This window comes from Candidatus Accumulibacter sp. ACC003, assembly GCF_907163085.1.
Lineage (GTDB): Bacteria > Pseudomonadota > Gammaproteobacteria > Burkholderiales > Rhodocyclaceae > Accumulibacter.
In genome coordinates, this window is sequence record NZ_CAJQTX010000005.1 from 701,381 (window position 1) to 724,290 (window position 22,910).

The window sequence follows — 22,910 nt, forward strand, 5'->3', positions numbered from 1 at the left end:
TTGTCGTACGCGTACTACCAGAGGTACCGTCGAGGGCCGGAAGAAGATAAGTCGAAGCACAACAAGCGACAGCAGATTCCAGAAACCCCCGCCGGTGCAAGCCGGCGGGGGTTTTGCTTTTGTGGACCACCGCCTGGCGATCGCAGCAATTTTTTTGAAGGAGAATCCCTTGTCCAAGCAAGCACCCGAAACACTCACTGGCGCACAGATTGTCGTACGCCTCCTCGAACGACAGGGCGTTCGCATTCTCGCCGGCATCCCGGGCGGCGCGATTCTGCCGATCTATGACGCTTTGTCGCAGTCGGCGTTGATTCATCACGTCCTGGCCCGCCACGAGCAGGGCGGCGGCTTCATCGCCCAGGGCATGGCTCGCGCCAGCGGTGTGCCGGCGGTATGTCTGGCTTCTTCGGGTCCGGGAGCGACCAATCTGCTGACGGCGATTGCCGATGCCAAGCTCGACTCGATCCCGCTGGTGGCCATCACCGGGCAGGTGCCGCGCGCGATGATTGGTACCGACGCCTTCCAGGAAGTCGATACCTACGGCCTGAGTATCCCGATCACCAAGCATAACTTTCTGGTTGGTAGCGCCGACGATCTGCTGGAAGTGATCCCGCGCGCCTTTCAGATCGCCGCCTCGGGTCGCCCCGGGCCGGTCCTGATCGACATCCCGAAGGACGTCCAGAATCAGCTGGTCGAAGTCGGCGAGTGGCCAGAACCGGGCGTCGCCGCGGCGCTTCCTGCGCCAGCCGCGGCAGCGATCGCCATCGCGGCGGCAATGATCAACGACGCCGCGCGACCGATTCTTTACCTCGGCGGCGGGGTCGTGCACTCGGGTGCCAGCGATGGCGCCGTGGCCCTGGCCGAAAAAGCCGCGCTGCCGACGGTGATGACCTTGATGGCGCTTGGCGCGATGTCCGTCGACCATCCCTTGTCCTTGGGCATGCTCGGCATGCATGGCGCGCGCTACACCAACCTGGCGCTCGACGAGTGCGATTTGCTGATCGCCGTTGGCGCACGCTTCGACGACCGCGCGACGGGTAAGGTGGCAGGCTTTTGTCCGCAAGCGAAGATTGTCCATATCGACATCGACCCCTCGGAGCTGGACAAAATCAAGACCGCGCACGTCGGTATCGCCGGCGACGTGCAGGCGGTCCTGGAGTTGCTTGCGCCGCGTGTCGAGACGCAGCAGCGCCTGCCCTGGCTGGCGCGCGTGGCCAGCCTGAAGGCGGCGCATCCGCTGCGCCTGCCGGGGATCGACGACCCGCGCACGCCCTACGGCTTGATCCGCGCCGTCGCCGATTGCCTAGACGATCAAGCGACGATCACTACCGACGTCGGTCAGCACCAGATGTGGGTGGCGCAAGCGTACCCGCTGCGTCGGCCGCGGCAATGGCTGACTTCCGGCGGCCTTGGCACGATGGGCTTTGGGATGCCGGCGGCGATCGGTGCAGCGCTCGCCGAGCCGCAGCGGACGGTGGTCTGCTTCAGCGGTGACGGCAGCATTCTGATGAACATCCAGGAACTGGTCACCGCCGCCGAAGAGGGCGTCAACGTCAAGATCGTGCTGATGAACAATTCGTCTCTCGGCCTGGTTTTCCAGCAACAGACGATGTTCTACGGCGAACGTATCTACGCCTCGAAGTTCAAGGGCATGCCCGACTTCGTCAGGCTTGCCGAGGGCTTCGGGGTAGCCGCCATCGATCTCGACCAGGAGAGCGATCCGCGCGCGGCGCTGGCCAAGGCACTGTCGAGCCGCGGCCCGATGCTGATCCACGCCAGCATCGCCATCGACGAACAGGTGTTGCCGATGGTGCCGCCGGGTGCCGCCAACAAGGACATGATCGGAGGTTGAACGAATGAACTCGATTTCACGAATGGAAAACCAGGCGGTCGCTCGCACGGTGCTCGAACTGGACGTCAACAATCACGCCGGCGTCATGTCGCACGTTGTCGGCCTGTTTTCTCGCCGGGCCTACAACGTCGAAGGCATTCTGGTGATGCCGGTGGGTAGCGGCGTGACCAGTCGCATCTGGCTGCTGGTCAATGAGGAGCAACGCCTCGAGCAGATGGTCAAGCAGGTGGAAAAGCTCGAGGACGTCCTGGCGGTACGCCGGCACGGCGCCGAGCACGAGGTTTTTGTCCGCCTCGAAGAGTTCTTCCGCTAGCGCTTGAGCGGCCGGCGCGACGGCTGATCCGCGCGGCGTCTCGCGAGAGCACGCCGCGCCGGAGTGGAGGCTTGCTTGTTGCCGCCTCAGCGACCACGTTGCTGCGGATTGAAACGGACAATCGCCCGCCCGTCGGCGAGCGCTTTCGGCTGCGCTTTCCAGGCGTGGCCGTAAACCACTTCAATCGTCGCCGGCAAACGACCGTCGCACGCCAGTCGGGCATACGCCGCGCGCGCCGCCGCCCACTGCGCCCGCCCGCTCAGCCCCCGGCGGCGTGCCTGCATGGCGCACGCCGAGCCGCTCTGGCGCAGATCGGCGAGCAGCTCATCGAGTCCGGGATAGGTCATGGTCAGCACCTCGGCGTCCATCACCGGATCGGCAAAGCCACACTCAAGCAACATATCTCCGTAGTCGTGCATGTCGGTGAAGCGTTGGGTGTGGATCTGGCCATCGCTGAAACTGGCGCGCAGCTCCTTCAGGGTGTCTGGTCCGAAGGCCGAGAACATCAGCAAGCCGCCGACCTCGAGGAGCCGGTAGGCCTCGCGAAATGCCGCCAGCGGGTCGTCCAGCCAGTGCAGCATCAGGTTTGACCAGAGCAGGCCGATTGATTGCGGCTTGAACGGCAGCGAAGCCGCGTCGGTCACCACCAGCGGTGCGCGATGGCCGCGCACGAAGGGCAGCAACCAGCGCAGTCGTGAGCGCTGTGCTCGGCTCATCTGCAGCATCGGCGCGCTGAGATCGGCGCCGATCAGCAGCGCGTCGGGGTAGCGCTGGTGCAGCGCCGTCAGGCTGGCGCCGGTGCCGCAACCGAGGTCGAGAACGCATTTCGGCTCGATGCGTACGTAGTCGAGTCGTTCCAGCATGCGGCTGCCGATTTCGCGCTGCAGGACCGCCACCTCGTCGTAGGTGCGCGCGGCGCGGGCAAAATTCCGGCGCACCTGACGCTGATCGACGAAGGGTGCCGACGTCTTCATGAACGACGGCTGGCGCGCGCCATCGGCAGCGGCAAAGCCTGGCCTGAAGCTGGGCGACCGCCGTCGCCGCGCTGGCTGTGGCACGGCCAGCGCACCGCTTGCGGTCCTGGAGGCCGCATCGACTAGATTGGCTGCAGTCCGAGCCGCTCGAACAGCGCTTCGTCGCGGTCTGCTTCCGGATTGCCGGTAGTCAGCAGCTTGTCACCGTAGAAGATCGAATTGGCGCCGGCCAGAAAACACAGTGCCTGCAGTTCATCGGACATCTCCTGCCGGCCGGCCGACAGGCGGACAAAACTGGTCGGCATGGTGATCCGTGCGGCGGCCAGCGTGCGTACGAACTCGAAGCTGTCGACCCGCTCGACGTTGGCCATCGGTGTACCGGGAATCGGCACCAGATTGTTGATCGGCACCGATTCGGGCGGCGGATTGAGGTTTGCCAACTGGACGATCAGCGCCGCACGGTTCTTGCGCGACTCACCCATGCCGATGATACCGCCGGAGCAGACCTTGATCCCCGCTTGGCGCACCTGCCCCAGGGTGTCGATCCGATCGGCATGCTTGTGGGTGGTGATCACCTGCCCGTAGAACGACGAATCGGTATCGAGATTGTGGTTGTAGTAGTCGAGGCCGGCTTCCTTGAGTTCGTTGGCCTGGCCGTCCTTGAGCATGCCCAGCGTGACGCAGGTCTGCAGACCCATCTCCTTGACCGTGCGAATCATCTCGGTGACCTTGGCCAGGTCCTTGTCTTTCGGACCTCGCCAGGCGGCGCCCATGCAGAAGCGCGAGGCGCCCTTGTCCTTGGCCGCCTGCGCCGCGGCGATTACTTCGTCGAGAGGCAGCAAGGCTTCACGCTCGGTGCCGGTGCTGTAGCGCGCCGCTTGCGAGCAGTAGCCGCAGTCCTCGGAACATCCGCCGGTCTTGACCGACAGCAGCGTCGAGCGTTGAATCTCGTTGGCGTTGAAGTTTTCGCGGTGCACCTGCTGGGCGCGGTAGAGGAGATCCATCAGAGGCAGCTGGTAAAGTGCCTCAACTTCGGCGACACTCCAGCGTGCTGCTGTAACGGTTGATGGCGAACGCTCCGGGGTGAGTGTGGCAGCTTGAGGAATTGCATTCATGGGCGAGACCTATGGGTTGGGGTAAGGTGAGGCCCGTCGTCATCGATTTGTCGCGAGCCCGTCAGGGATGCCAATCTTAACTCAAACTGCCAGACTGGTCCGCAGCTCGTGCGCGCGACTGCTGACGCAGGACTGCCTGCTGTGCGCGGCGGTCAGCGGTAGCCGCGTTATTTGCCCAGCCTGCGAAGCCGAATTGCCGCGCCTTCCGGAAGCACGTTGTCGTCGCTGTGCGCTGCCGACGGCAAACGGCGAAAGCTGTGGTCGCTGCCTGGCCAAGCCACCGCATTACGACCTGACGCTGGCTGCCTTTCGTTACGATTTCCCGCTCGACAAGCTGATCCAGTCTTTCAAGTACGGACATCGCCTCGTTCTCGGCGACTACTTTGGCCAACAGCTGGCCGCGCTGGCTGCCGCCAGCCAGGCCGATCTGATCGTGCCGCTGCCGCTCCACCCTTCGCGCCTGCGCGGACGAGGCTTCAACCAGGCGCTGGAGCTGGCACGTCCGGTCAGCAAGGCCTGGCGAACGCCGATCGACGCGCGCAGCTGCCGGCGAATTCGCCACACCGCCGCGCAGGCCGATCTGCCCTGGCGCGAGCGCGCGAAGAACGTCCGTGGCGCCTTCCACTGCGAGGCAGACTTCACTGGCCAGCGCTTGCTGCTGGTCGACGATGTGATGACTACCGGCGCTTCGCTGAACGAACTGGCGCTGACCGTCAAGCGCTGCGGCGCCGCGCAAGTCACCTTGCTGGTGCTGGCGCGCGCCTTGCCGTTCAGCTGACGCGTTCGCGGGCAGCCGTCGCGGTCGCGCGCTCAGCCCTCGCTGGTCCGCCGGCGAAACGCGCACAGAGCTTCGGCAGCCGCTGTACGCGGATCGGTCAAAGATGCTCGAACTCGGCGATGTCAGCCTCGGGGCTGTTCGCCGATGCCGCAAAGGCAATGATGCCGCTACCGCGCAGAGCAAACTCCTCACCGCGCAGAAATAGCTCCTGCTCGCCGTTCACGGTCACGAATGTGCCATTGGTACTGAGATCACTGAGGACGAAACACTCGCCACGCCGCTCGATGCGCGCGTGCTGGCGAGACGCACGACGGTCGCGAATGGTGATCTCGCAGGCGGCATCCCGCCCCATCACCACGCGCGGTCGGATCTTGTCCAGCAGCTTCACCTGCCCGCCATAGCGCACACACAAGCGTAAGCTGCGTTCCTTGTTCGGCGTTGGCGCGGACGCCGGCTTTGCCACCGGGGGCGGCGCCAACGCCGGCGTCTCGATGATCGCCTTGCCGGCCACCTTCGACTCGATCCAGAGTACTTCGAACAGCTCGTGCTCGCCCGCCAGATCTGCTCGCTTGGCCGCGGCCGGTTCGACGCCGCGGGTCGACAAGCGCAGCTGCGGCGACAGCAGCGCTCGGGTCGCACCGCTGGTTAGCGACTGCCCGGCGGTGGCCAGTCCGGCCAGAGTTTCGGCGACCAGCAGTCCGCTACCGCTGAGTTCGGCGCCGTCCTCGAACAGTGGTCCGTGCTGGAAGCCAATCCGGATCGCCAGCTGGATACCGGAAACGGGCGGCAAGTCGACGACCCGTTGGTGCATGGCGATCGCCGCCTGACACGCCTCGTCGGCGTGTTCGAAGGCGGCGATGATTTCATCACGACTGGTCCGCAGGACGCGGCCGCGAAAAGCGTCGATCGCACGGGTCATCCGTTTGCGATAGCGTTCGACGGCGTGTGAGGCCTCGGCGCCACCACGTTTTTCGAACAATCGCGAGCTGCCATCGACCGCCGCAGCGAGTACCGACAGCATTCTTTCCTTACCGCTCATCCGGCGAGCCTCGCCGCTGAGCTGCCGCTGGCCCGGGGCAAACGCCGTGCCGGTATTCGAGCAGGCGCTCGATCGTGGTCAATGGCCGTGCCGTTCATCAGGGCAGCACCGCCAGCGGCAAGCCGGCGAACGACGGCCAGTTTCCATACTGCGCGGGTGGGTCGAACACCGCATCGCCACCCGCCATCGTCGCCAGATCCTTGCCCGGGCGCAGGCCCTTGAAGTCGAACAAGGCAGAGTCGGCGAGGTGCGACGGCACGATTTTCTGCAGCGCAGAAAAAACCACCTCAGTGCGCCCGGGAAAGCGCTGGTCCCAGTCGGCCATCATTTCGCGGATCTTCTGACGCTGCAGGTTGTCCTGCGAGCCACACAGATTGCAAGGAATGATCGGGTAGGCCATGCCGCGCGCGAAACGCGCGATAGTCTTCTCGCTGCAATACGCCAGCGGTCGGATGACCACATGCGCGCCGTCGTCAGTAACCAGTTTGGGTGGCATGGCCTTGAGCTGACCGGCAAAGAAGAGATTGAGAAACAGCGTATGGACGATGTCGTCGCGATGGTGGCCAAGAGCGATCTTGTTGGCGCCAAGCTCCTTGGCGGTACGATAGATGACGCCGCGGCGCAGGCGAGAACACAGCGAGCAGGTCGTCTTGCCTTCCGGGATCTTGCTCTTGACGACCGAGTAGGTGTCCTGCTCGACGATCCGGAAATCGACGCCGATCGTCGCCAGATAAGCGGGCAGCACGTCTGCCGGGAAACCAGGCTGCTTCTGGTCGAGGTTCATGGCGATCAAGCGGAAATCGACCGGCGCTCGTTCGCGCAGTGCCAGCAGCACCGACAACAGGGTGTAGGAGTCCTTGCCTCCCGAAATACAGACCAGAACAGTGTCCCCATCCTCAATCATGTTGTAGTCGGCAATCGCCTTGCCAGCCTTGCTCTCCAGGCGTTTGCGCAGGCGCTGCAGGGTGTTTGATTGTTCCACCGGGACCCTCTCGTACAGTTTGAGCGATTACAGATGCGCGGTGCGGCCGCCATCAACATTGATGACCTGGCCGCTAACGTAGGCCGCGTCCTCGATCAGGTAGCGCACCGCCTGGGCGATGTCCTGCGGACAACCGGCGCGTTGCAACAGGGTGTGGGCGACGATCTCCTGGCGCGCTGCGCTGTCGAAATCGCCGCTGTCCGGCCACAGGATTGGCCCCGGCGCAACCGCGTTGACGCGTACCTGCGGCGCCAGTTCGATAGCCAGCGCGCGGGTCAGACCAAGCAGCCCGGCTTTCGCCGCGCAATACAGTGGATAGCCGGCGAGCGGACGTTCGGCATGAATGTCGGTGATGTTAACCACCGCGCCGCGCGCCGCCCGCAGGTGTGGCGCGGCGGCCTGGGTCAGAAACAGGGGGGCTTTCAGGTTGCTGCCGATCAAGTCGTCCCAGGTCGCCAGGTCGATTTCGCCGAACGGCGTCGGGAAGAAGCTTGACGCGTTATTCACCAGCGCATCCAGGCTACCGAAGCAGGACACCGTGTCGGCGACCAGCTGCGGCAAGGCGCCGACATCCAGCAGGTCGGCCTGCAGGCACGCCGCTGACGATTCCCGGATCGAATTCAGCTCGTCGACCAGCGCTTCGGCCGCCGTCGCCGCCTGCCGATAGTGCAGCATGACGTTGGCACCGGTCGCGTGCAACTCGCGGGCGATTGCGCTGCCCAGTCGTTTGGCAGCGCCGGTCACCAATATCGTCTTCCTGTTCATCGCCAGTTCCAGGCCAGATTCAACAAGAACTTGATTTTATCGGATTTTTGCATCCAGATCGGGAAAAACAACCCATCCCGCCGCCGCCGCGTTAAACTGCGAACGGTTGACATTCGGAAATCCGTGATGAGTACGATTGACAAGCCACTGGACGCTGATGATCTGCTGATTCTGGCCGAGCGCGTCGCCGAGCTACCGAGCAGTGATGCCGAATGGGTTGAGCGCCTGCTGCAGGAGCTGCTGCGCGCGCGCGCAGCCGAGGCCGAATTGCTCGTTCAGCAAGCCGGTAAGCGCGACGAGGGAGCCAGCGGTGAAGGCGAGTTTGACGGGCGGATGGCGCAGCTTGCTCTGGACACCGCCGAATGGCTGCGAACCCTGTGGGACGTCGGCTACATGGGTGCCGGCAGCTTTCGCTCGCAACCGCGTTCGGCGTTTCCCAGAATCGACCTGGAAGACGTCAGGAGGTCATCGCTGTTCGCTCGCATCCGCCAGGGCAAACACGCCTTGCCGTTTCCGCCGCCAACGCGTCACGGCCTGCCCTGGCACGAGCTCCTCGAAAATACGACAAGCAGTTATCAGGTCAGCGCCGAGATCATTCGCGACGAAGCCGGGCTAGCGCTGGGCGCGATCATCGAAGGCTGCAGCGACTGGCAGATCATTGAGGAAGTCGCCGATCTGCAGGAGTGCGTTGTTCAGCATCAGGGCAAAGGGCCGCGCTTTCGCTTGCGGCCACTTGACGACCTTTCTGCCGAGCTGCGTCGCGAGTTGCCGAGTCTGACCCGCAAGATTCACCTGCAGCGACGCGCTGGTTTCGCTTCCTACAGCCTTGAATGGCCGCAAGACGATGGCCGTCCGCAATTCGTCGCCTTGCGCGCGGCGACCCCGGAGCGCGCCCGCTCCGAGGCCGAACACTGGCTGGCGACGGCGCGCCCTGACCTGTACGGTCAGGTCTGCTTCGAGATCGGCGAGGACTAGAACGTCCAGCGCCCGGCCTGCTGAGCTAGAGCTGATCAAGCGCGCGCAATTGCCCGCGCCAGGCCGCGACGCACTCGCCTGCAGCACGGCGCTGTCCGGCCGGATCGCCGGGGAAATTGCCGCGGCTGGCGGCTGGATCGGCTTCGATCGTTTCATGAACCTGGCGCTTTACGAACCGGGACAGGGCTACTACGCAGGTGGCGCCCACAAGTTTGGCTCGGCTGGCGATTTCGTCACAGCACCGGAACTCGGCCCGATCTTTGCGCAGACGCTCGCCGCGCAGGTCGCGCAGATCATGGCCTTGAGCGCGCCGCAATTGCTCGAAGTTGGCGCTGGCAGCGGCCAACTGGCGGTCGACCTGCTGTTGGAACTCGAGCGACGCGACGCGCTGCCCGAGCGTTACAGCATCCTCGAACTGTCCGGCGCGCTGCAGGCGCGGCAACGCCAGGCGATTGCCAGCAGAGTCCCGCATCTGCTCGGCCGCGTCAGCTGGCTGGAAAGTTTGCCCGAACATTTTGACGGGCTGCTGCTGGCCAATGAAGTCCTCGATGCGATGCCGGTGCAGCTGCTGGTCTGGGACGGCTCGGGAATCGCCGAGCGCGGCGTATCAAGGGATTCTGGGCAGTTCACCTGGGTCGACCGCCCGGCCAGCGGCTACTTGCTCGAACGCGCGCAAGCGTTGGCCGCCGAGTGCGCGCTGCCGGCAGGCTACCTGAGTGAGATCTCGCTGACGGCCGCCGCCTGGGTCGCTGCGTGCGCCGCGATTGTCGGCCGCGGCGCCTTGCTGCTGATCGACTACGGTTTTCCGCAGCGCGAGTATTACCACTGGCAGCGCGCTACCGGGACGCTGATGTGCCACTATCGTCAGCACGCGCATCCCGAGCCTTTCTACCTGCCGGGTCTGCAGGACATCACCGCGCACGTCGATTTTACTGCTGTCGTCGACAGCGGCTGCACGGCCGGCCTGGAACTGCTCGGCTACAGCACGCAGGCGAGCTTCCTGTTCAACTGCGGGCTGACCGAAGTGCTGGCACGAACGCCGGCTGATGAGCCATTGCGCTACCTGCCACTGGCCAGTGCGGTAAACAAACTCGTCTCACCGGCGGAGATGGGCGAACTGTTCAAGGTGGTCGCGCTCGGCAAGGGGATCAGCGAACCGCTGCTGGGTTTTCTCAGCGGCGACCGCAGCAAAACGCTCTGAGGAAGTGTGGTGACTGGCCTCGTCTCGTCCGTACCTTGGCGCGCTTTCCACTCAAGGTCGCCTCAGCCAAAGGTTGGGGTTGTGCCCGTCCGGCCGTAGGCCGCATCACAGGGGGCTGACAACGGGAACGCTTCTCTGCCCCGGGCGCTGTTCAATGCGTCAATTGCTCCAGTTGTCAGGGTGGATTTGTCCTCTCAGGCAACGCACGGGCAATCAAGCAGTTAGTTCTTCCCCCTGGACATCTGCGCCGGAAGTCCGTATAAATGGCGCATGGAAAGCGTTCTTGGTGCATTGCGTGTTCGCTTGGTGGGCAAGAGCGAAGAGGCTCGCTATCGGGAGTTGATGGCAGAGCATCACTACTTGGGCGACCTGGCGAAGATCGGGCACACGCTTTGGTACGTGGCCACCTACGGCGAAAAGTGGACGGCCCTGCTGAGTTTCTCTGCGGCGGCCTGGAAATGCGGCGTTCGTGACCGCTGGATCGGCTGGGACTATCGGCATCAGTACGATCGCTTGGGCCTGGTCGCCAACAACAGTCGCTTTCTGATCCTTCCCGATTGGCATTACCCCAATCTCGGCTCCAAGGTGCTCTCGCTGTGCGAGCGACGGGTCGCCGAGGATTGGCAGGCGCATTTCGGGAAGCCGCTGTTACTGCTGGAGACCTTTGTGGACCCCTCGCGCTTCCAGGGGACCGTCTATCGCGCCGCGAACTGGACGCCTCTGGGGCTGACGCAAGGCTTTCGCCGCACCCGAGAAGGCTACAGCGCCCACCCGACGTCGCCCAAAGTTGTCTTTGTTCGCCCCTTGCAGGCGGACGCTCGCGGCCAACTTTCCCGCTCGATACTCAACCCCCGCTATCGCACAGGAGCGCCCAGGATGATGCTCACCGCCGAACAGATGCGCACGCTTCCCGATTTCTTTGCCGGCATCGCCTACCCGCGGCGCGCGCAAGGAAGGCGTCACCCCCTTCCTGCCGTTCTGGCCATCGCCACGGCGGCGGTCTTGTGCGGAATGCGGGGCTACAAAGCCATCGCCGGGTGGGCCAAAGACCTCACACCGAAAGCACGCGAGCGTTTCCGCTGTCGTCGCGAGAAGGGCGTTTACCGCGTACCCAGCGAGTTCATCATTCGTGACGTCCTGATCCGTGTCGATCCCATGGCGCTCGATCAAGCGTGTCAGCAGTGGAACAAGGCCTATGCTCAAGACGACCCCAGTCTGGCGGTCGACGGCAAGACCATGCGCAATGCCCATGACGAGCACGGTCAGCAAGCACACATCATGAGCGTGGTCGGGCATCAGACCGGCGTGTGTCACACCCAAAAAAGTCGGCACCTTGCCCGTAAATGGCGGGGACGAGCTCAAGCAGACCAATGAAATCGGGATGTTCATACCCCTGCTCGATGCGATCGATATTCAGGGCAAGGACATCACCGCCGACGCGCTACTGACACAGCGCAAGCTGGCGACCTACCTGGTGGAGCGCAAGGCGCACTATCACTTCACGGTCAAAGGCAATCAGCCAACACTGCAAGCCGATATCGCGCTCCTCTTCCAGGATCGGAAGGGGGCAGACTTCGTGGCGGTTTCGCCACCTGACCATGGTCGGATCGAGACTCGGCGTATTTGGTGCAGCAATGCCCTCAACGCCTATCTCGACTTCCCGTATGTCGGCCAGGTGTTCTTGATCGAGCGCGAAGTGCTGCACAAGAAGAGCGGCAAGCGGACGCACGAAATCGCTCTCGGGATCACCAGTCGCCCTCCAGAACAGGCCAGCCCACAGCAAATCCTCGCCATCAATCGCGGCCATTGGTCGATAGAGAACCGCTGTCACTACGTCATCGACTGGAACTACGACGAGGACCGTAGCCGTATTCGGACTGGTTACGGACCCGAGAACATGTCACGCCTGCGCCGCTTTGCCGTCGGAATCCTGCACCACTTCTCCGACGGCAAAACCAGCATTTCCGAAAAAATGCGCCACCTCAACCGCAACATCCGATTGGTCTTCGACTACCTGCGCATGACCAAAAATTCTACAGGCCACGTATCACCTTGATCCCGGCACGAGAACAAATTTACCGTGCTCCAGTTGTTGCACAGAGTTGACATTGTTCGAACGGTACGATTCGCCTGCTATCCGTTGGGTCTGGAGATGCTTTTCGACGTTTTCGGGTGTCAGGATCACGCCAAAGTCGGCTGTGCTGCTGCCAAGAACGCGCTGAAGCATTTCATGTCCCAAGACGCTCTTGAAATGCCCTGCTTCCCAGTACCAGTGGACCTCGGTGCTTCTGTCACCGCGTTCGGGTACCTGCTCGCGCGCAAATTCGTGGTAGCCGCTGAAGTCCCACAGGGTTGCGTCACCCCGCCCTTCGCTCGCGACCAGATCGGCGAGCTTTCGCTTCCAGTCCTCGAAGAGTTCCGAAAAATTGGTCATCCTTAGTATTTCCAACAGATGGGCGTGATAGGGATAGATCAATACGATAACTCGAATCTGCCTGCGATGCGCCATGCTCAGGATGTTTGCCACATTTTCGAATTCTGGCGATGTTCTTGAGTTGCCGGTGAACAGGTTCCGGTGGCGGCGCTGGTACGAGTGGATATTTTCTGTGTCTCGTTGCCGGAATAAATTGAAGTATCCCTCCTGTCGGGCCATCGCCAAGTAGTTGTGACCCGGGTTAAAGCCGGCCGGGGTTAAATGCTCGACGCCGGTCTTGCCTTGTACACGGAGCGTATCCAAGCTGTGCAGAACACTGTCCAATGAAGCCAGGGTCGATACGCCATCGTGCAGCATCGATACCCAGCGCCACTTATTTGGCTGCCCGTCGGCCGTCACCAACAGGCGATCTGACTTGCCTGGGTCGCCCTCACGCGCGTCCGAGGCGACCAAAAAGTCCATGAAGTCAACGCCAAGTACGATCATTCGCGGCTCGGTGGCAGCCAGCACATGGTTAAAGAGTCGCTTCGCGGTAAGGGTACCGCTACCCGGTAGGGCCAAGTTGTATACCGGACGCAGTTGTTGTGGCCAAGCTGGATCGTCCGGGTCGAATCCCATCTCGGCTCGCGAGTTACCGAGAATGAGAGTAACTGGCTCGGCACGGAGAGCTTGGTAGGGTTTGATCAGAGCCCCTTGGTTTGCAGCGTGGGGCTTCCACTCCGCGCCCACGTTCGTCTGATAAAGACCATAGGGGTCAACCCAGAAGTTGAACGCAATGGCGGTTAATAAAGTCACCAGCAAGGCGACAGACCATAGTCGAATGTATTTTTCCATCAGAATTGGTAGTAGAGAAATTCAGAAGCCTGGGATAGAGACAGAACGCCGGCAGCTGCTATCAATGCAACTACGCAGGCCCAGACGCCACTCGGCTTCCATTCCAGAGCCCGGGCGTTTTCGCCGGGACAAAAATCAAGACCAGGCCGGTAGCGATACATGATCTGTTGAGTATTTGGCAGAAACAAGGCGATAGACAAAAGAGCCAGGTCCCAGGCCCAAGTAAGAAGAAACTGCTTGCCGCCTCCCAGCGTGAACTCAATTCCCAAGTTACTTAGTCTTTCGGCTGCACCACCCAGCATGGGCACAAATGCGGCAGGCAAACTGATTCCCTGCATTCCGAACATCCCCTTCAGCATATTCAGAGCGCCCGGCAGTGTCGTCGCACGGAAGAAGACCCAAGCGACCACCACGGCGAAAAACGTGATGCCCCAGCCGGCCAAGCGTTCGGCGCGTCCAGGTGCTGCTCCGGAACTGAATACGTGCTCGCGCGCCAAGCGCCAAGCGTGGTTAATCACCAGATACAGTCCGTGCAAGCCTCCCCAAAGGACGAAATTCCACGAAGCTCCATGCCATAGACCACCTAGAAGCATCGTTGTCATAAGGTTTACCTGTCGCCGAAAGCGACCCTTGCGGTCGCCACCCAAAGGAATGTATAGATAATCACGAAGAAATCTTGATAGAGTCATGTGCCAACAGCGCCAGAAATCACTGATGCTGGTCGCCTTGTAAGGCGAGTTGAAGTTGAGCGGCAGTACGATGCCGAACAGCCGCGAAAGCCCAATGGCCATGTCGGAGTAGCCGGAGAAGTCGAAGTATAGTTGCGCGGTGTACGCCAATGCGCCGCCCCAGGCTGCCAGGAAATCCATGCTTTGGGTGGCATTTGCTTGGGCAAACGCATCGTTGGCATACGGCGAGATACCGTCGGCAAGAACAGCTTTCTTGAATAGGCCAATGCTGAAGATGGTCAGTCCTACGGCGAAATTTTCCCAGGATGGTCGGTATGTTTCACGACGCGCAAACTGTGGCATCATCTCCTTGTGGTGCAGCACGGGGCCGGCGATCAGATGTGGGAAATAGGTAACAAATAGCAGGTAGTGAATGAAATTGTATTCCCGGGCCTTGCCCGACCAGGTATCAACAAGAAAGGCAATTTGTGTGAAGGTGAAGAACGAAATGCCCAGTGGCAGCAGAATATTTTGCAGTGACCAATCAGTCGAAAACAATGCATTAGCCGTAGTCAGAAAAAAGTTTGCGTATTTATAATAACCGAGAAGTGTCAGGTCGGCCGTCACGCCTATCGCCAAGATCACGTTCTTGCGCTGGACGTTCCCAAGGTCGCATTCTCGTGCAAGCGCAAAACCAATGCCGTAGTTGAAAATAATGGATAGCAACAATAGCCCGACGTATGCGGCATTCCAATACCCATAGAAAAATAGCGAGGCTGCAGCAAGCCACAAAGCTGCCAATTTTGAGCTGCGGGTTCCGAGCCGGAAGAAGACCAGAGCCGTTATCGGGAGGTAAAGCAGCAAGAACGAGTATGAGTTGAACAGCATTACGGTACATCCACGGTTATTATTGTCCAGTGCCGGCGAACAAGCCAGCGATCTATTTATAGCTCCGACTGCGATGCCTGCGGTGTCGAATCCGTCACAGATCCTTCTACAAACCAGCGGGTGACCGGGATTCCATGCGTAGGAGCCGCGAGATCTCGGAGATCAGCCGACTGGCCGATCAGTCCGATCCGCTTGGTGCGCCCAGCATCGTCGCGACGGCCGCCATTTGCGCCGCGCGTGCCTGCGCGCCGATCTCACGAGTCCGACACTTTTCGCGTGCCAAACGCATAAATAACACCGCAATGCTCGAAAAAACAAGACATTAGTATTTTGCCTGAAACCATCGTGTAGTGACACGTTATTTCTTTTATGGTATTGCCTGTAACCGATCTGGCCGCTACAGTAGCGACATGTTTGTGAAGATCACCACGTCGGGGCCGCGGCGCTACGTGAAGCTCGTCGAGGCCTACCGCGACACCGGTGGCGTCTCCCGCCAACGGGTCATCGCCACCCTCGGGCGGATCGAAGCCGTGCGCGCCGGCGAAGCCGACTCGCTGGTCAACGGCCTGCTGCGCGCGGCAGGCAAGCCGTCCCTTGAAGAGGGTACCGGTGACGTGTCCTTCGCGCCGGCGCTATCGGTCGGCGACACCTGGTTGCTCACCGCCCTGTGGCAGGAACTGGGCTTCACCGATGCCTTCCGCCGGGTATTGCGCAACCGCCGCCAGTTCGACGCCGAGCGCCTGTTGCGGGTGATGGTCTTCAACCGTCTGTGCGATGGTGAATCGAAGCTGGGCATCCTGCGCTGGCTGGAAGGCACCCGCGTTCCCGAAGTCGCCAGCGAATCGGTCACCCATCAGCATTTGTTGCGCACCATGGATACGCTCGCGGACTGCGCCGAGACGATGGACCGCACTCTGGCGGGTCTCCTGCGCCCCTTGATCGATCAGGAGTTGTCGATCGTCTTCTACGATTTGACGACGATCCGCACGGAAGGCGGCACGGAACTCTCGGGCGAGGTTCGACGCTTTGGCCTGTCGAAGGATGGCGGGATCGTGCGGCAAGTGATGCTGGGGGTGGTGCAAACCGCCGAAGGATTACCCATTCATCACGAGGTCTTCGCCGGGAACAGCGGCGAGACGACGACGCTGGTGCCGACGATCGAGAAGGTCCTGGCGCGCTACCCGATCAAGCGGGTGGTGCTGGTTGCCGATCGGGGCTTGCTCAGCCTGGATAATCTGGAAGCCATCCAGCCGATTCGGGTGGCCGGTCAGCCACTGGAATTCATTCTGGCCGTCCCGGCCCGCCGCTACGCGGATTTCGATACCCTGCTGGCCGAATTCCATCAGCAGCGCTGCCTGTCGGCGACCGAAGAGGTCGTCGGGGAAGTAGAGTGGCAAGGCTTTCGTCTGATCGTGGCGCATCGCCCAGACATCGCCAGCGAACAGGGTCAGGCGCGGGATGCACGCATCGCGGCGCTGGAGGCCGATTTGGCAAGGTGGGAGGGCAAGCTCGATGGCCAGGATTCCGGCCAGACCCACCGTGGCCGGAAGTTGTCGGATGCCGGCACGACGGCCCGCTTCTACCGTGCTGTCGCGGAGGCCCATCTGGCGAACGTCGTCAAGGTCAATCTGGCGGCGGAGGTATTCACCTACGAGATCGACCAGCGGGCCCTGAGCCGCGCGCGGATGATGGACGGCAAGCTGATCCTGGTCTCGAACATGCCGGATCACACGCCTGTCGAGATCGTGGCGCGCTACAAGTCGCTGGCCGACATCGAGCGGGGTTTCCGTGTCCTGAAGTCGGAGATCGAGATCGCGCCGGTGTTCCATCGCCTGCCGAACCGGATTCGCGCGCATGCCTTGATCTGTTTCCTGGCACTGGTGCTCTATCGGGTGCTACGCATGCGCCTGAAGGCCAGGGAAAGCCAGCTCTCGCCCGAGCGTGCGCTGGAAATCGCCCGTCGCATCCAGTTTCACCAGATCACCTTGCATCAACGTCAGTCAGCGTCAGGCCTGTCGGCCATGACGCCACAACAGAAGGAACTGTTCGAGACCGTCGCCCTGCCAGAGCCGTCCGCCAAGCGTTTGTAGTGCCAATTTCACTTACGTGAATTGCGCATATTCAATGGCTTGCGGGCTTGTCTGTCGAACTCGCGGTAAGTATTCGGCCAACCCGTAGTGAGCCAGCGCCGTTGGCGAAGCCGGTTAGCGGCAGAGGACTGATCGGAAGGATCGGTGAAGGGGATAGAGCCAGATATCCTTGATCGGGAGGATGGGCTTGCGGGTGGGGCACTTCTTGCCTCGGCCGGCGGTTTGGCCGACCTTGATCCAGTTGGCGGCCTGGTAGCAGGTGCCGCGATGGCGGGGGGTCTCGACGAAGGTTTCGAGCAGCACGGGGCGGTAACCGTAGCGCGCCAGCCAGTCCTTGGGCAGTTGCCGCTGCATGAGCGAGAGGATCTTGGAGGCCAGGCCCTTGCACTGGATCCAGGGCAGGATCAGAAAGCGGGCATTGTTCACCACCAGTTGCAGGTTCCTTTGTCGCTGCTCATCGTGCCAACCGATGAATTGCTCGCGCGCGGCGAGTTTCCAGGCGCTGGCGGCGAAGCTGAGCAAGGCGACGAGTGTCTCGCCGGCGAAGACGAAGTATCGGCTCTGACTGCCGGCCATGGGCGTGTGGCCGAGATAGTGGTAACGAGCGATGTACTCGTTCCACAGACGCGAGTTCGCCGAACCGACGACCTGTCGCACCGAGAGAGGCGGCAGTTCATGCACCGGCTGAGTGAGCAAGGGTTGTGGATCGGTGGCGTGCGTGGGCCGATACTCGGGTTGGCGAGGAGCGGTCCGTCGTGCAGCCGGCAGGGTGAGCAGGCCGTCGGCTTGCATGCGCAGCATGGCCACCCGGCAGGTCATATCCTTCAGCTCACCATTGGGCTTGCGCCAGTCGAAGAGCTCGCACACCTGACGCGAGAGTTGTGCGCGGCTGGCGCCGGGAGGGGCCTCGATCAGGCCGCGGATCGTCTGCAGTTCGTCGGCGGTAAAGTGGCGCCCGCAATAAGGCTTCACGAGCTATCGATGGAAGGTGTCTGATTGACCGGGATGGCACGCATCTGGGCCAGACGATCGGTCGCCATCGCCCAGGGCAGAAAGGCGCTCAAGTCCGCTGGCGGCTGGTTGCCGTTGGCGGCGCAGGCTTCCAGATAAGCCGTCAGCCAGATGCGCGGGTTGATTTTCCACAAGCGCAGCGTCAGCAGCAGGCTGAACATCGTCGCGGCGAGAGCGCCGGACCAGAGACTGCCCGACCCATAGAAGTTCTTGCGTGCGACCACCGGCGTGCGCTGTGCGCGCTCGGCGGCATTATTGTCCATCGCCACCTCGGGGCGGTCGACAAAGACGGTCAGGCCGGACCAATGTTTGCGCATGCTTCGCAGCACCTTGCTCGCCGGCATTTTGAGCGCCGGGTTCGCCAGTTCGCTTTCCCGTTGACTGGCCATTTGCGTGATCGCCTGCCGCAAGGCGCGGTCGCGTTCGGCCCACTGTACTGGGTCGCTACGGACTTCCAGGCGCCGTCCATTCAAGTGGTAGAGCTGAGCGATCTGCTCGACCCAGGCCAGTGCCCAGTCCGCGAGCTCCGGATGGGCGTTGGCCAGTTCCAGGAAATCACGCCGCTGATGTGCCCAGCAGAAAGCCAGAATGAAGTGGTCAAGAACTCGCGCGAGCTTCTTGTAGGCCGAATAGCGATCACAGATGATGACTCCTCCGGCGCTACCGGAGAGCTCCCGGATCGGCACCGCCGCCGAGCGGCTCGGGTCGAGCACGAAGTGGATGACCGATGGGCCGTGGAACACCCAGAAATACCAGCGATGTCCGACCTTCCCTTCGGTCTCGGCAAAGACCCGCCAGCGGGTCTCGTCTGCGTGCCACTGTTTCTCGCTGCGTAGTTGGCCAAGCAGTGCTTCTTCAAGCGGCTCGAACAGCGGTGCCAAGGCACGCAGTCCGCCGGCCACCGTTCCTGCCGAGAGCGTCAGTCCGTGGTCGGACAAGTCTCGCAGAAGCCGATGCGTCGGCTGGCCGTACAAGAACTTCGACAGCAGCAGGTGCACCCAGATCGACACGCCGTACTTTCCACGCGGGATCAATCGTGCCGGCGGTGGCGCGGTCAGAATACCCCGCGCGCCCGAACACTGACAGGTCCGCCGGTAGCGCCGCCGGCAGATCTTCCGGCGGTAGGCCTTGACCTCGATCTCGAGGACTTCACTGTCTTCCGTGCCGGGAAAGTCGACGTAGCCCAGACCACAGTCCGGGCAATGCGGGCAGTCGATGTCGATGACCTCGATCTGCGTCGGCAAGTGACTTTCCGGGTTCCGCCCGTGACCCGCTGCTCCCGGTTGATGACCTCGACCCCGCGACGACTTCTGGTCTGCTGCCGGGTTCTTCTCGGCTCCCGAAGAGCGTTCTGACTTGCGACCAAACAGGCGTTTTTGCAGATCGCGGATCCGGCCCTGGGCCTGCTCGAGCTCGCTACGCAAGGCCGCCTCACGCGCCGCCGCTTGCTCCGCCGCACGCGCCATTTCCACCCGATGAGCGGCCTCCGATTCCGCCAAACGGACCAGCGCTTGCCGATGTTGGCTGCGCCAGAAGTTGGCCTCCCAACGGAGCTTGATTTCCTGCTCCTTGGTCAACGTCACCAACACCTCGGCAAACGGCGCCACTTGGCGGTGACTTGCCGCCGATCCTCCGCAGATAATGTCCGTAGCCGTGCCCATGCGCCGCATGGTGCCGGATTTCCGCTGCTGTGTCCAGTTCAGATCTCCGGGCTGCCCGCCAATCGCTGACGGAAGCTCGCCCACCAAAAAAACCGGGGCTACGGGTTCACCGAATACTTACAACTCGCGTGGCCAGTGCGGTAAACCAACTCGTCTCACCGGCGGAGATGGGCGAACTGTTCAAGGTGGTCGCGCTCGGCAAGGGGATCAGCGAACCGCTGCTGGGTTTTCTCAGCGGCGACCGCAGCGCAGCGCTCTGACCCGCTCGCGCCAGACGGTGCGTCTTCTTCGCTGATCTGATCGCTCGGCAAGTCGGAAAGTCACAGCCCAAGCCAGCGCGCGATGATGTTGCGCTGCATCTCGCTGGTCCCCGAGTATAGCGTCGAGCCAATCGCGTCACGCAGCGCGCGTTCGACCTCGTACTCCTCCATGAAGCCGTAGCCGCCATGCACCTGCACCGTGTCGAGCGCCGTCTTGACCAGCGTCTCGCTGACGAACAGCTTGGTGACCGCGGCGTCGAGCGAGATGCTGCGCGACACCGTCAGTCGCGAAGCGGTGCGGTAGACCAGCAAGCGCGCCGCCTCGAGCTGAACCTTCATGTCGGCGATCTTGTGCGCGACAGCCTGGAACTTGCCGATCATCTGGCCAAATTGCGAACGTGAACGCGCGTAGGCAATCGATGTTTCGAGCAGGCGCTCGATGGTGCCGACGTGCGCCGCAACGAGCAGCGAGCGTTCCCAGTCCATCGCCGTGCCAAAGACGCTGGCGCCGCCGCCGACGGTGCCGAGAACGGTATCGTCGGCGAGCCACACATCCTCGAAGACCAACTCACCAACCGGCGAGGTGCGCAGGCCCATCTTGGCGAGCTTCTGGCCGGCCGAGAATCCCGCCACACCACGTTCGATCAGGAACGCCGTGACACCGCCGTGAAAGCCCTTGGCGGGGTCGGTGACCGCGAATACCACGGCCACGTCGGCCACCGGTCCGTTGGAGATGAAGGTCTTGCTGCCGTTGAGCCGCCAGCCCGCACCGACGCGCTCGGCGCGCAACCGCATGGCGAAGCTGTCCGAACCCGAATCGGCTTCGGTGATGGCGTGCGCACCGACCAGCGTGCCGTCGCACAGGCCGCCCAGATAGCGAGCCTTCTGCGCCTCGCTGCCGTGCTGCCAGACAGGCACCACACAAGCCAGGACATGCGCGCAGATCGAGAACACCAGACCGCCGTCACGGCAGCCGTAGCCAAGCGCCTCGAGGGCGATCGCACAGTTCAGCGGATCGGCCCCAACGCCGCCATATTCCTCTGGCGCGGGCAATCCGAGCAGACCGACGGCGGCACACTGGCGCCACAGTTCGCGCGAAAAAACCTGCCCCCGGTCGCGCTCGACGACCTGATCGTTGAGCTCACCGCGGGCGAACTTGACAATGCTGTCACGCAGCAGCTTCTGCTCGCTGCTTAAATTGAAATCCATCAGCGTAGCTCCTTCAGGCGCTGGTAGTCGATCTTGTCGGTCGACGTCTTGGGTAGGCTGTCGAGCCAGCTGAACTTGTCCGGGATCATGTACAGCGGCAGGTTCTCCGCGCAGAAGCGCTTGATCTCGATCAGCGACGGCCGCTTGGCGTCGTCGCTGCTCAGGAAGGCGGTGATGCTCAGGCCGGCCTGTTCGTCGGCGAAGGCTAGCACCGCTGCTTCCTTGACCTTGGCGTGGCGGTACAGCCCGGCTTCGATTTCGCCCAGCTCGACGCGGTAGCCGCGGCGCTTGACCATCCGGTCGCGGCGGCCGCGGTAGGTGTAACAAGCGTCGTCGGTGGCGCTGACAATGTCGCCGGTGCGATACCAGGCGCTGCCGTCGGCATCGCTGAAAAAGCCCTTGGCGGTTTGCTCGGGAAGTGCCCAGTAACCGCGCATCACGCCCGCTCCGGCAATACACAGTTCGCCTTCGCCCCCAGCGGCCACCGCCGCACCGCTTTCGTCGACCACGCGGGCGCGCAGATGCGAGCAAACCTGGCCGATCGGGTACGGCGTATTCCGTTCAGGTGGCACCGGCAAGGGGATCTCGTGCCAGGTGCAGACGTTGGTCTCGGTCGGACCATAGAGATTGAAGTAGCGCGGCGTCGGCCAGAGTTCGCAGAGCGCGCGCAAATGCTTGACGGCGAAAACTTCGCCGGCGAACAGCACTTGTCGCAAGGCCCCGTAGTCGTGTTTGGCGAGGCCGCCGAACTGCGCCAGCAAGGCGAGAATCGACGGCGCCGAGTACCAGATCGAGATTCGCTCGTCGGCGATCAGCTGCGCCAACCGCGGCGCGTCCTTGCCGATGTCCTCGTCGATCAGCACCAGCGTCGCGCCGTGCTTCAGGCAGACGTGGATGTCGAGGATCGAGAGGTCGAAGTGAAACGGCGCATGCGACGAAAATCGGTCAGCGCTTGTCGGCGCGAACGTCTCCGAGCACCAGTCGACGAAGCTTACCGCGTTCTCGTGCGAGAGCATCACGCCCTTGGGCTGGCCGGTCGATCCAGAGGTATAGAGGATGTATGCCAGATCGCCGGCGTCGCTTGCGGCGCTATCGACGACCGGCGCGCTGGCGCGCTGGTCGGCCTCGGCTAGCGCCGCAAGCAAGCCGGCGCCACCCGCCAGCGATGCGTCAACGGTGAGCAGCGTCGGCGCCGCGCCGAGGTCGGCGAGTGCGGCGCCGAGCTTGTCCGCCAGTGCCGCTTCGACCACCGCTACCTTGACCGAACAGTTGTGCAGAATGTAGGCACCGCGCGCTGCCGGCGCGCCGGCGTCGATCGGCACATAGGTGGCGCCGACCTTGAGCGCCGCCAGCAGCGTCGCCACCGAGTCGATCGACTTGCGCAGAAAGAGGCCAACGCAGTCGCCACGGCCAACGCCGAGTTCGGCCAAACGGTCGCGCAGGCGGTCGGACAGGGCGTCCAGCTGGCCATAGCTGATCGAACCCTGACCGGGTTCGACGACGGCCACCGCCTGTGGGCTGCGCCGCGCGCTGGCCATGAAAAGCTCATGCAGGCAGACGTGGGTGCCCATTACGCGGCGGACGGGTTCTTGGCGCGAATCAGCCGGACGATGCTGACCAGGTTGTCAAGATTCTCCTTGTCGACCTCGTGCGGCTCGAAATTCACGCCGTATTGCTCCTCGACAAACATTACCAGCTTGAGCGTTGCGATCGAATCGAGAATGCCGCCGCTGATCAGCGGTGTCGTTTCGGTCAGTTCATCGGCGTCTTCGCCGGGGAGGAATTCCTCCATGATGAAGTTCTTGATTTTCTGCATGAGTTGGTCGGGCATGGGTAGGCTCCTGAAAGGGTGGGGGTGGGC

The 22,910-nt window shown here is 62.6% G+C and carries 20 protein-coding genes; 8 read left to right on the top strand and 12 right to left on the bottom strand.

What is annotated here, in order from left to right:
* Window positions 1–169 precede the first annotated feature (169 nt).
* Together ilvB and ilvN are read left to right on the top strand one after the other, a co-directional pair.
* On the top strand, window positions 170–1,852 hold the full coding sequence (gene ilvB, locus QZ656_RS13010; protein ID WP_291993786.1) for an acetolactate synthase large subunit: 1,683 nt from the start codon (window positions 170–172) through the stop codon (window positions 1,850–1,852).
* Between the two features lie 4 nt (window positions 1,853–1,856).
* Window positions 1,857–2,165 carry an acetolactate synthase small subunit gene (ilvN, locus tag QZ656_RS13015; protein ID WP_291993787.1) on the top strand — a complete coding sequence of 103 codons (309 nt, stop codon included), beginning with the start codon at window positions 1,857–1,859 and terminating at the stop codon, window positions 2,163–2,165.
* A gap of 86 nt (window positions 2,166–2,251) precedes the next feature.
* Here ilvN and bioC read toward each other — a convergent pair whose 3' ends face one another.
* Entirely contained in the window at window positions 2,252–3,139 is an 888-nt protein-coding gene (gene bioC, locus QZ656_RS13020; protein WP_291993788.1) for a malonyl-ACP O-methyltransferase BioC, read from the bottom strand.
* Window positions 3,140–3,261: 122 nt separating this feature from the next.
* Complete coding sequence (bioB, locus tag QZ656_RS13025; RefSeq protein ID WP_291993789.1) at window positions 3,262–4,254, bottom strand: biotin synthase BioB; 993 nt, start codon at window positions 4,252–4,254, stop codon at window positions 3,262–3,264.
* A gap of 67 nt (window positions 4,255–4,321) precedes the next feature.
* On the opposite strand from bioB, the gene QZ656_RS13030 reads away from it, so the two are divergent.
* The gene (locus QZ656_RS13030; RefSeq protein WP_291993790.1) at window positions 4,322–5,032 is read left to right on the top strand and encodes a ComF family protein; all 711 of its coding nucleotides are present in this window, start codon (window positions 4,322–4,324) and stop codon (window positions 5,030–5,032) included.
* Window positions 5,033–5,129: 97 nt separating this feature from the next.
* Here the strand turns inward: QZ656_RS13030 and QZ656_RS13035 are convergent, their stop codons facing one another.
* The 3 genes from QZ656_RS13035 to QZ656_RS13045 form a co-directional block, all read right to left on the bottom strand.
* Window positions 5,130–6,071, bottom strand: coding sequence for an FHA domain-containing protein (locus tag QZ656_RS13035; protein WP_291993791.1), 942 nt, complete (start codon window positions 6,069–6,071; stop codon window positions 5,130–5,132).
* Between the two features lie 97 nt (window positions 6,072–6,168).
* On the bottom strand, window positions 6,169–7,053 hold the full coding sequence (gene ttcA / locus QZ656_RS13040; protein ID WP_291993792.1) for a tRNA 2-thiocytidine(32) synthetase TtcA: 885 nt from the start codon (window positions 7,051–7,053) through the stop codon (window positions 6,169–6,171).
* A gap of 27 nt (window positions 7,054–7,080) precedes the next feature.
* Complete coding sequence (locus tag QZ656_RS13045) at window positions 7,081–7,818, bottom strand: pteridine reductase (protein ID WP_291993793.1); 738 nt, start codon at window positions 7,816–7,818, stop codon at window positions 7,081–7,083.
* Between the two features lie 126 nt (window positions 7,819–7,944).
* Between QZ656_RS13045 and QZ656_RS13050 the strand changes: the two genes are divergently transcribed.
* From QZ656_RS13050 to QZ656_RS13065, 4 genes are all read left to right on the top strand, one after another.
* Window positions 7,945–8,793: a hypothetical protein gene (locus QZ656_RS13050; RefSeq protein WP_291993794.1), complete on the top strand. Its 849-nt coding sequence runs from the start codon at window positions 7,945–7,947 to the stop codon at window positions 8,791–8,793.
* 49 nt (window positions 8,794–8,842) lie between these two features.
* The gene (locus tag QZ656_RS13055) at window positions 8,843–9,994 is read left to right on the top strand and encodes an SAM-dependent methyltransferase (protein ID WP_291993795.1); all 1,152 of its coding nucleotides are present in this window, start codon (window positions 8,843–8,845) and stop codon (window positions 9,992–9,994) included.
* 270 nt (window positions 9,995–10,264) lie between these two features.
* Complete coding sequence (locus QZ656_RS13060; protein ID WP_291993796.1) at window positions 10,265–11,368, top strand: Druantia anti-phage system protein DruA; 1,104 nt, start codon at window positions 10,265–10,267, stop codon at window positions 11,366–11,368.
* Window positions 11,369–11,375: 7 nt separating this feature from the next.
* Window positions 11,376–12,050 (top strand): ISAs1 family transposase, encoded by a 675-nt coding sequence (locus QZ656_RS13065; RefSeq protein ID WP_291993797.1) that lies wholly within the window; start codon window positions 11,376–11,378, stop codon window positions 12,048–12,050.
* Here QZ656_RS13065 and QZ656_RS13070 read toward each other — a convergent pair.
* Both QZ656_RS13070 and QZ656_RS13075 read right to left on the bottom strand, forming a co-directional pair.
* Complete coding sequence (locus QZ656_RS13070; protein WP_291993798.1) at window positions 12,042–13,262, bottom strand: hypothetical protein; 1,221 nt, start codon at window positions 13,260–13,262, stop codon at window positions 12,042–12,044. The genes QZ656_RS13065 and QZ656_RS13070 overlap by 9 nt on opposite strands.
* Window positions 13,262–14,818 (bottom strand): MBOAT family protein, encoded by a 1,557-nt coding sequence (locus QZ656_RS13075; protein ID WP_291993799.1) that lies wholly within the window; start codon window positions 14,816–14,818, stop codon window positions 13,262–13,264. The genes QZ656_RS13070 and QZ656_RS13075 overlap by 1 nt, the downstream gene beginning before the upstream one ends.
* 410 nt (window positions 14,819–15,228) lie before the next feature.
* Between QZ656_RS13075 and QZ656_RS13080 the strand changes: the two genes are divergently transcribed.
* Window positions 15,229–16,908 carry an IS1634 family transposase gene (locus tag QZ656_RS13080; protein ID WP_291993800.1) on the top strand — a complete coding sequence of 560 codons (1,680 nt, stop codon included), beginning with the start codon at window positions 15,229–15,231 and terminating at the stop codon, window positions 16,906–16,908.
* 114 nt (window positions 16,909–17,022) lie between these two features.
* Here QZ656_RS13080 and QZ656_RS13085 read toward each other — a convergent pair whose 3' ends face one another.
* The 5 genes from QZ656_RS13085 to QZ656_RS13110 all read right to left on the bottom strand — a co-directional run bounded on the left by QZ656_RS13085 (window position 17,023) and on the right by QZ656_RS13110 (window position 22,880).
* Window positions 17,023–17,880: a DUF4338 domain-containing protein gene (locus QZ656_RS13085; protein WP_291993801.1), complete on the bottom strand. Its 858-nt coding sequence runs from the start codon at window positions 17,878–17,880 to the stop codon at window positions 17,023–17,025.
* Complete coding sequence (locus tag QZ656_RS13090) at window positions 17,877–19,589, bottom strand: IS66 family transposase (RefSeq protein ID WP_291993802.1); 1,713 nt, start codon at window positions 19,587–19,589, stop codon at window positions 17,877–17,879. The genes QZ656_RS13085 and QZ656_RS13090 overlap by 4 nt, the downstream gene beginning before the upstream one ends.
* A gap of 311 nt (window positions 19,590–19,900) precedes the next feature.
* Window positions 19,901–21,049, bottom strand: a complete 1,149-nt coding sequence (locus QZ656_RS13100; RefSeq protein ID WP_291993803.1) for an acyl-CoA dehydrogenase family protein — start codon at window positions 21,047–21,049, stop codon at window positions 19,901–19,903.
* On the bottom strand, window positions 21,049–22,587 hold the full coding sequence (locus QZ656_RS13105; RefSeq protein WP_291993804.1) for an amino acid adenylation domain-containing protein: 1,539 nt from the start codon (window positions 22,585–22,587) through the stop codon (window positions 21,049–21,051). Before QZ656_RS13105 ends, QZ656_RS13100 begins: the two co-directional genes overlap by 1 nt.
* Window positions 22,588–22,619: 32 nt before the next feature.
* Window positions 22,620–22,880, bottom strand: coding sequence for an acyl carrier protein (locus QZ656_RS13110; RefSeq protein ID WP_291993805.1), 261 nt, complete (start codon window positions 22,878–22,880; stop codon window positions 22,620–22,622).
* Window positions 22,881–22,910: the final 30 nt, after the last annotated feature.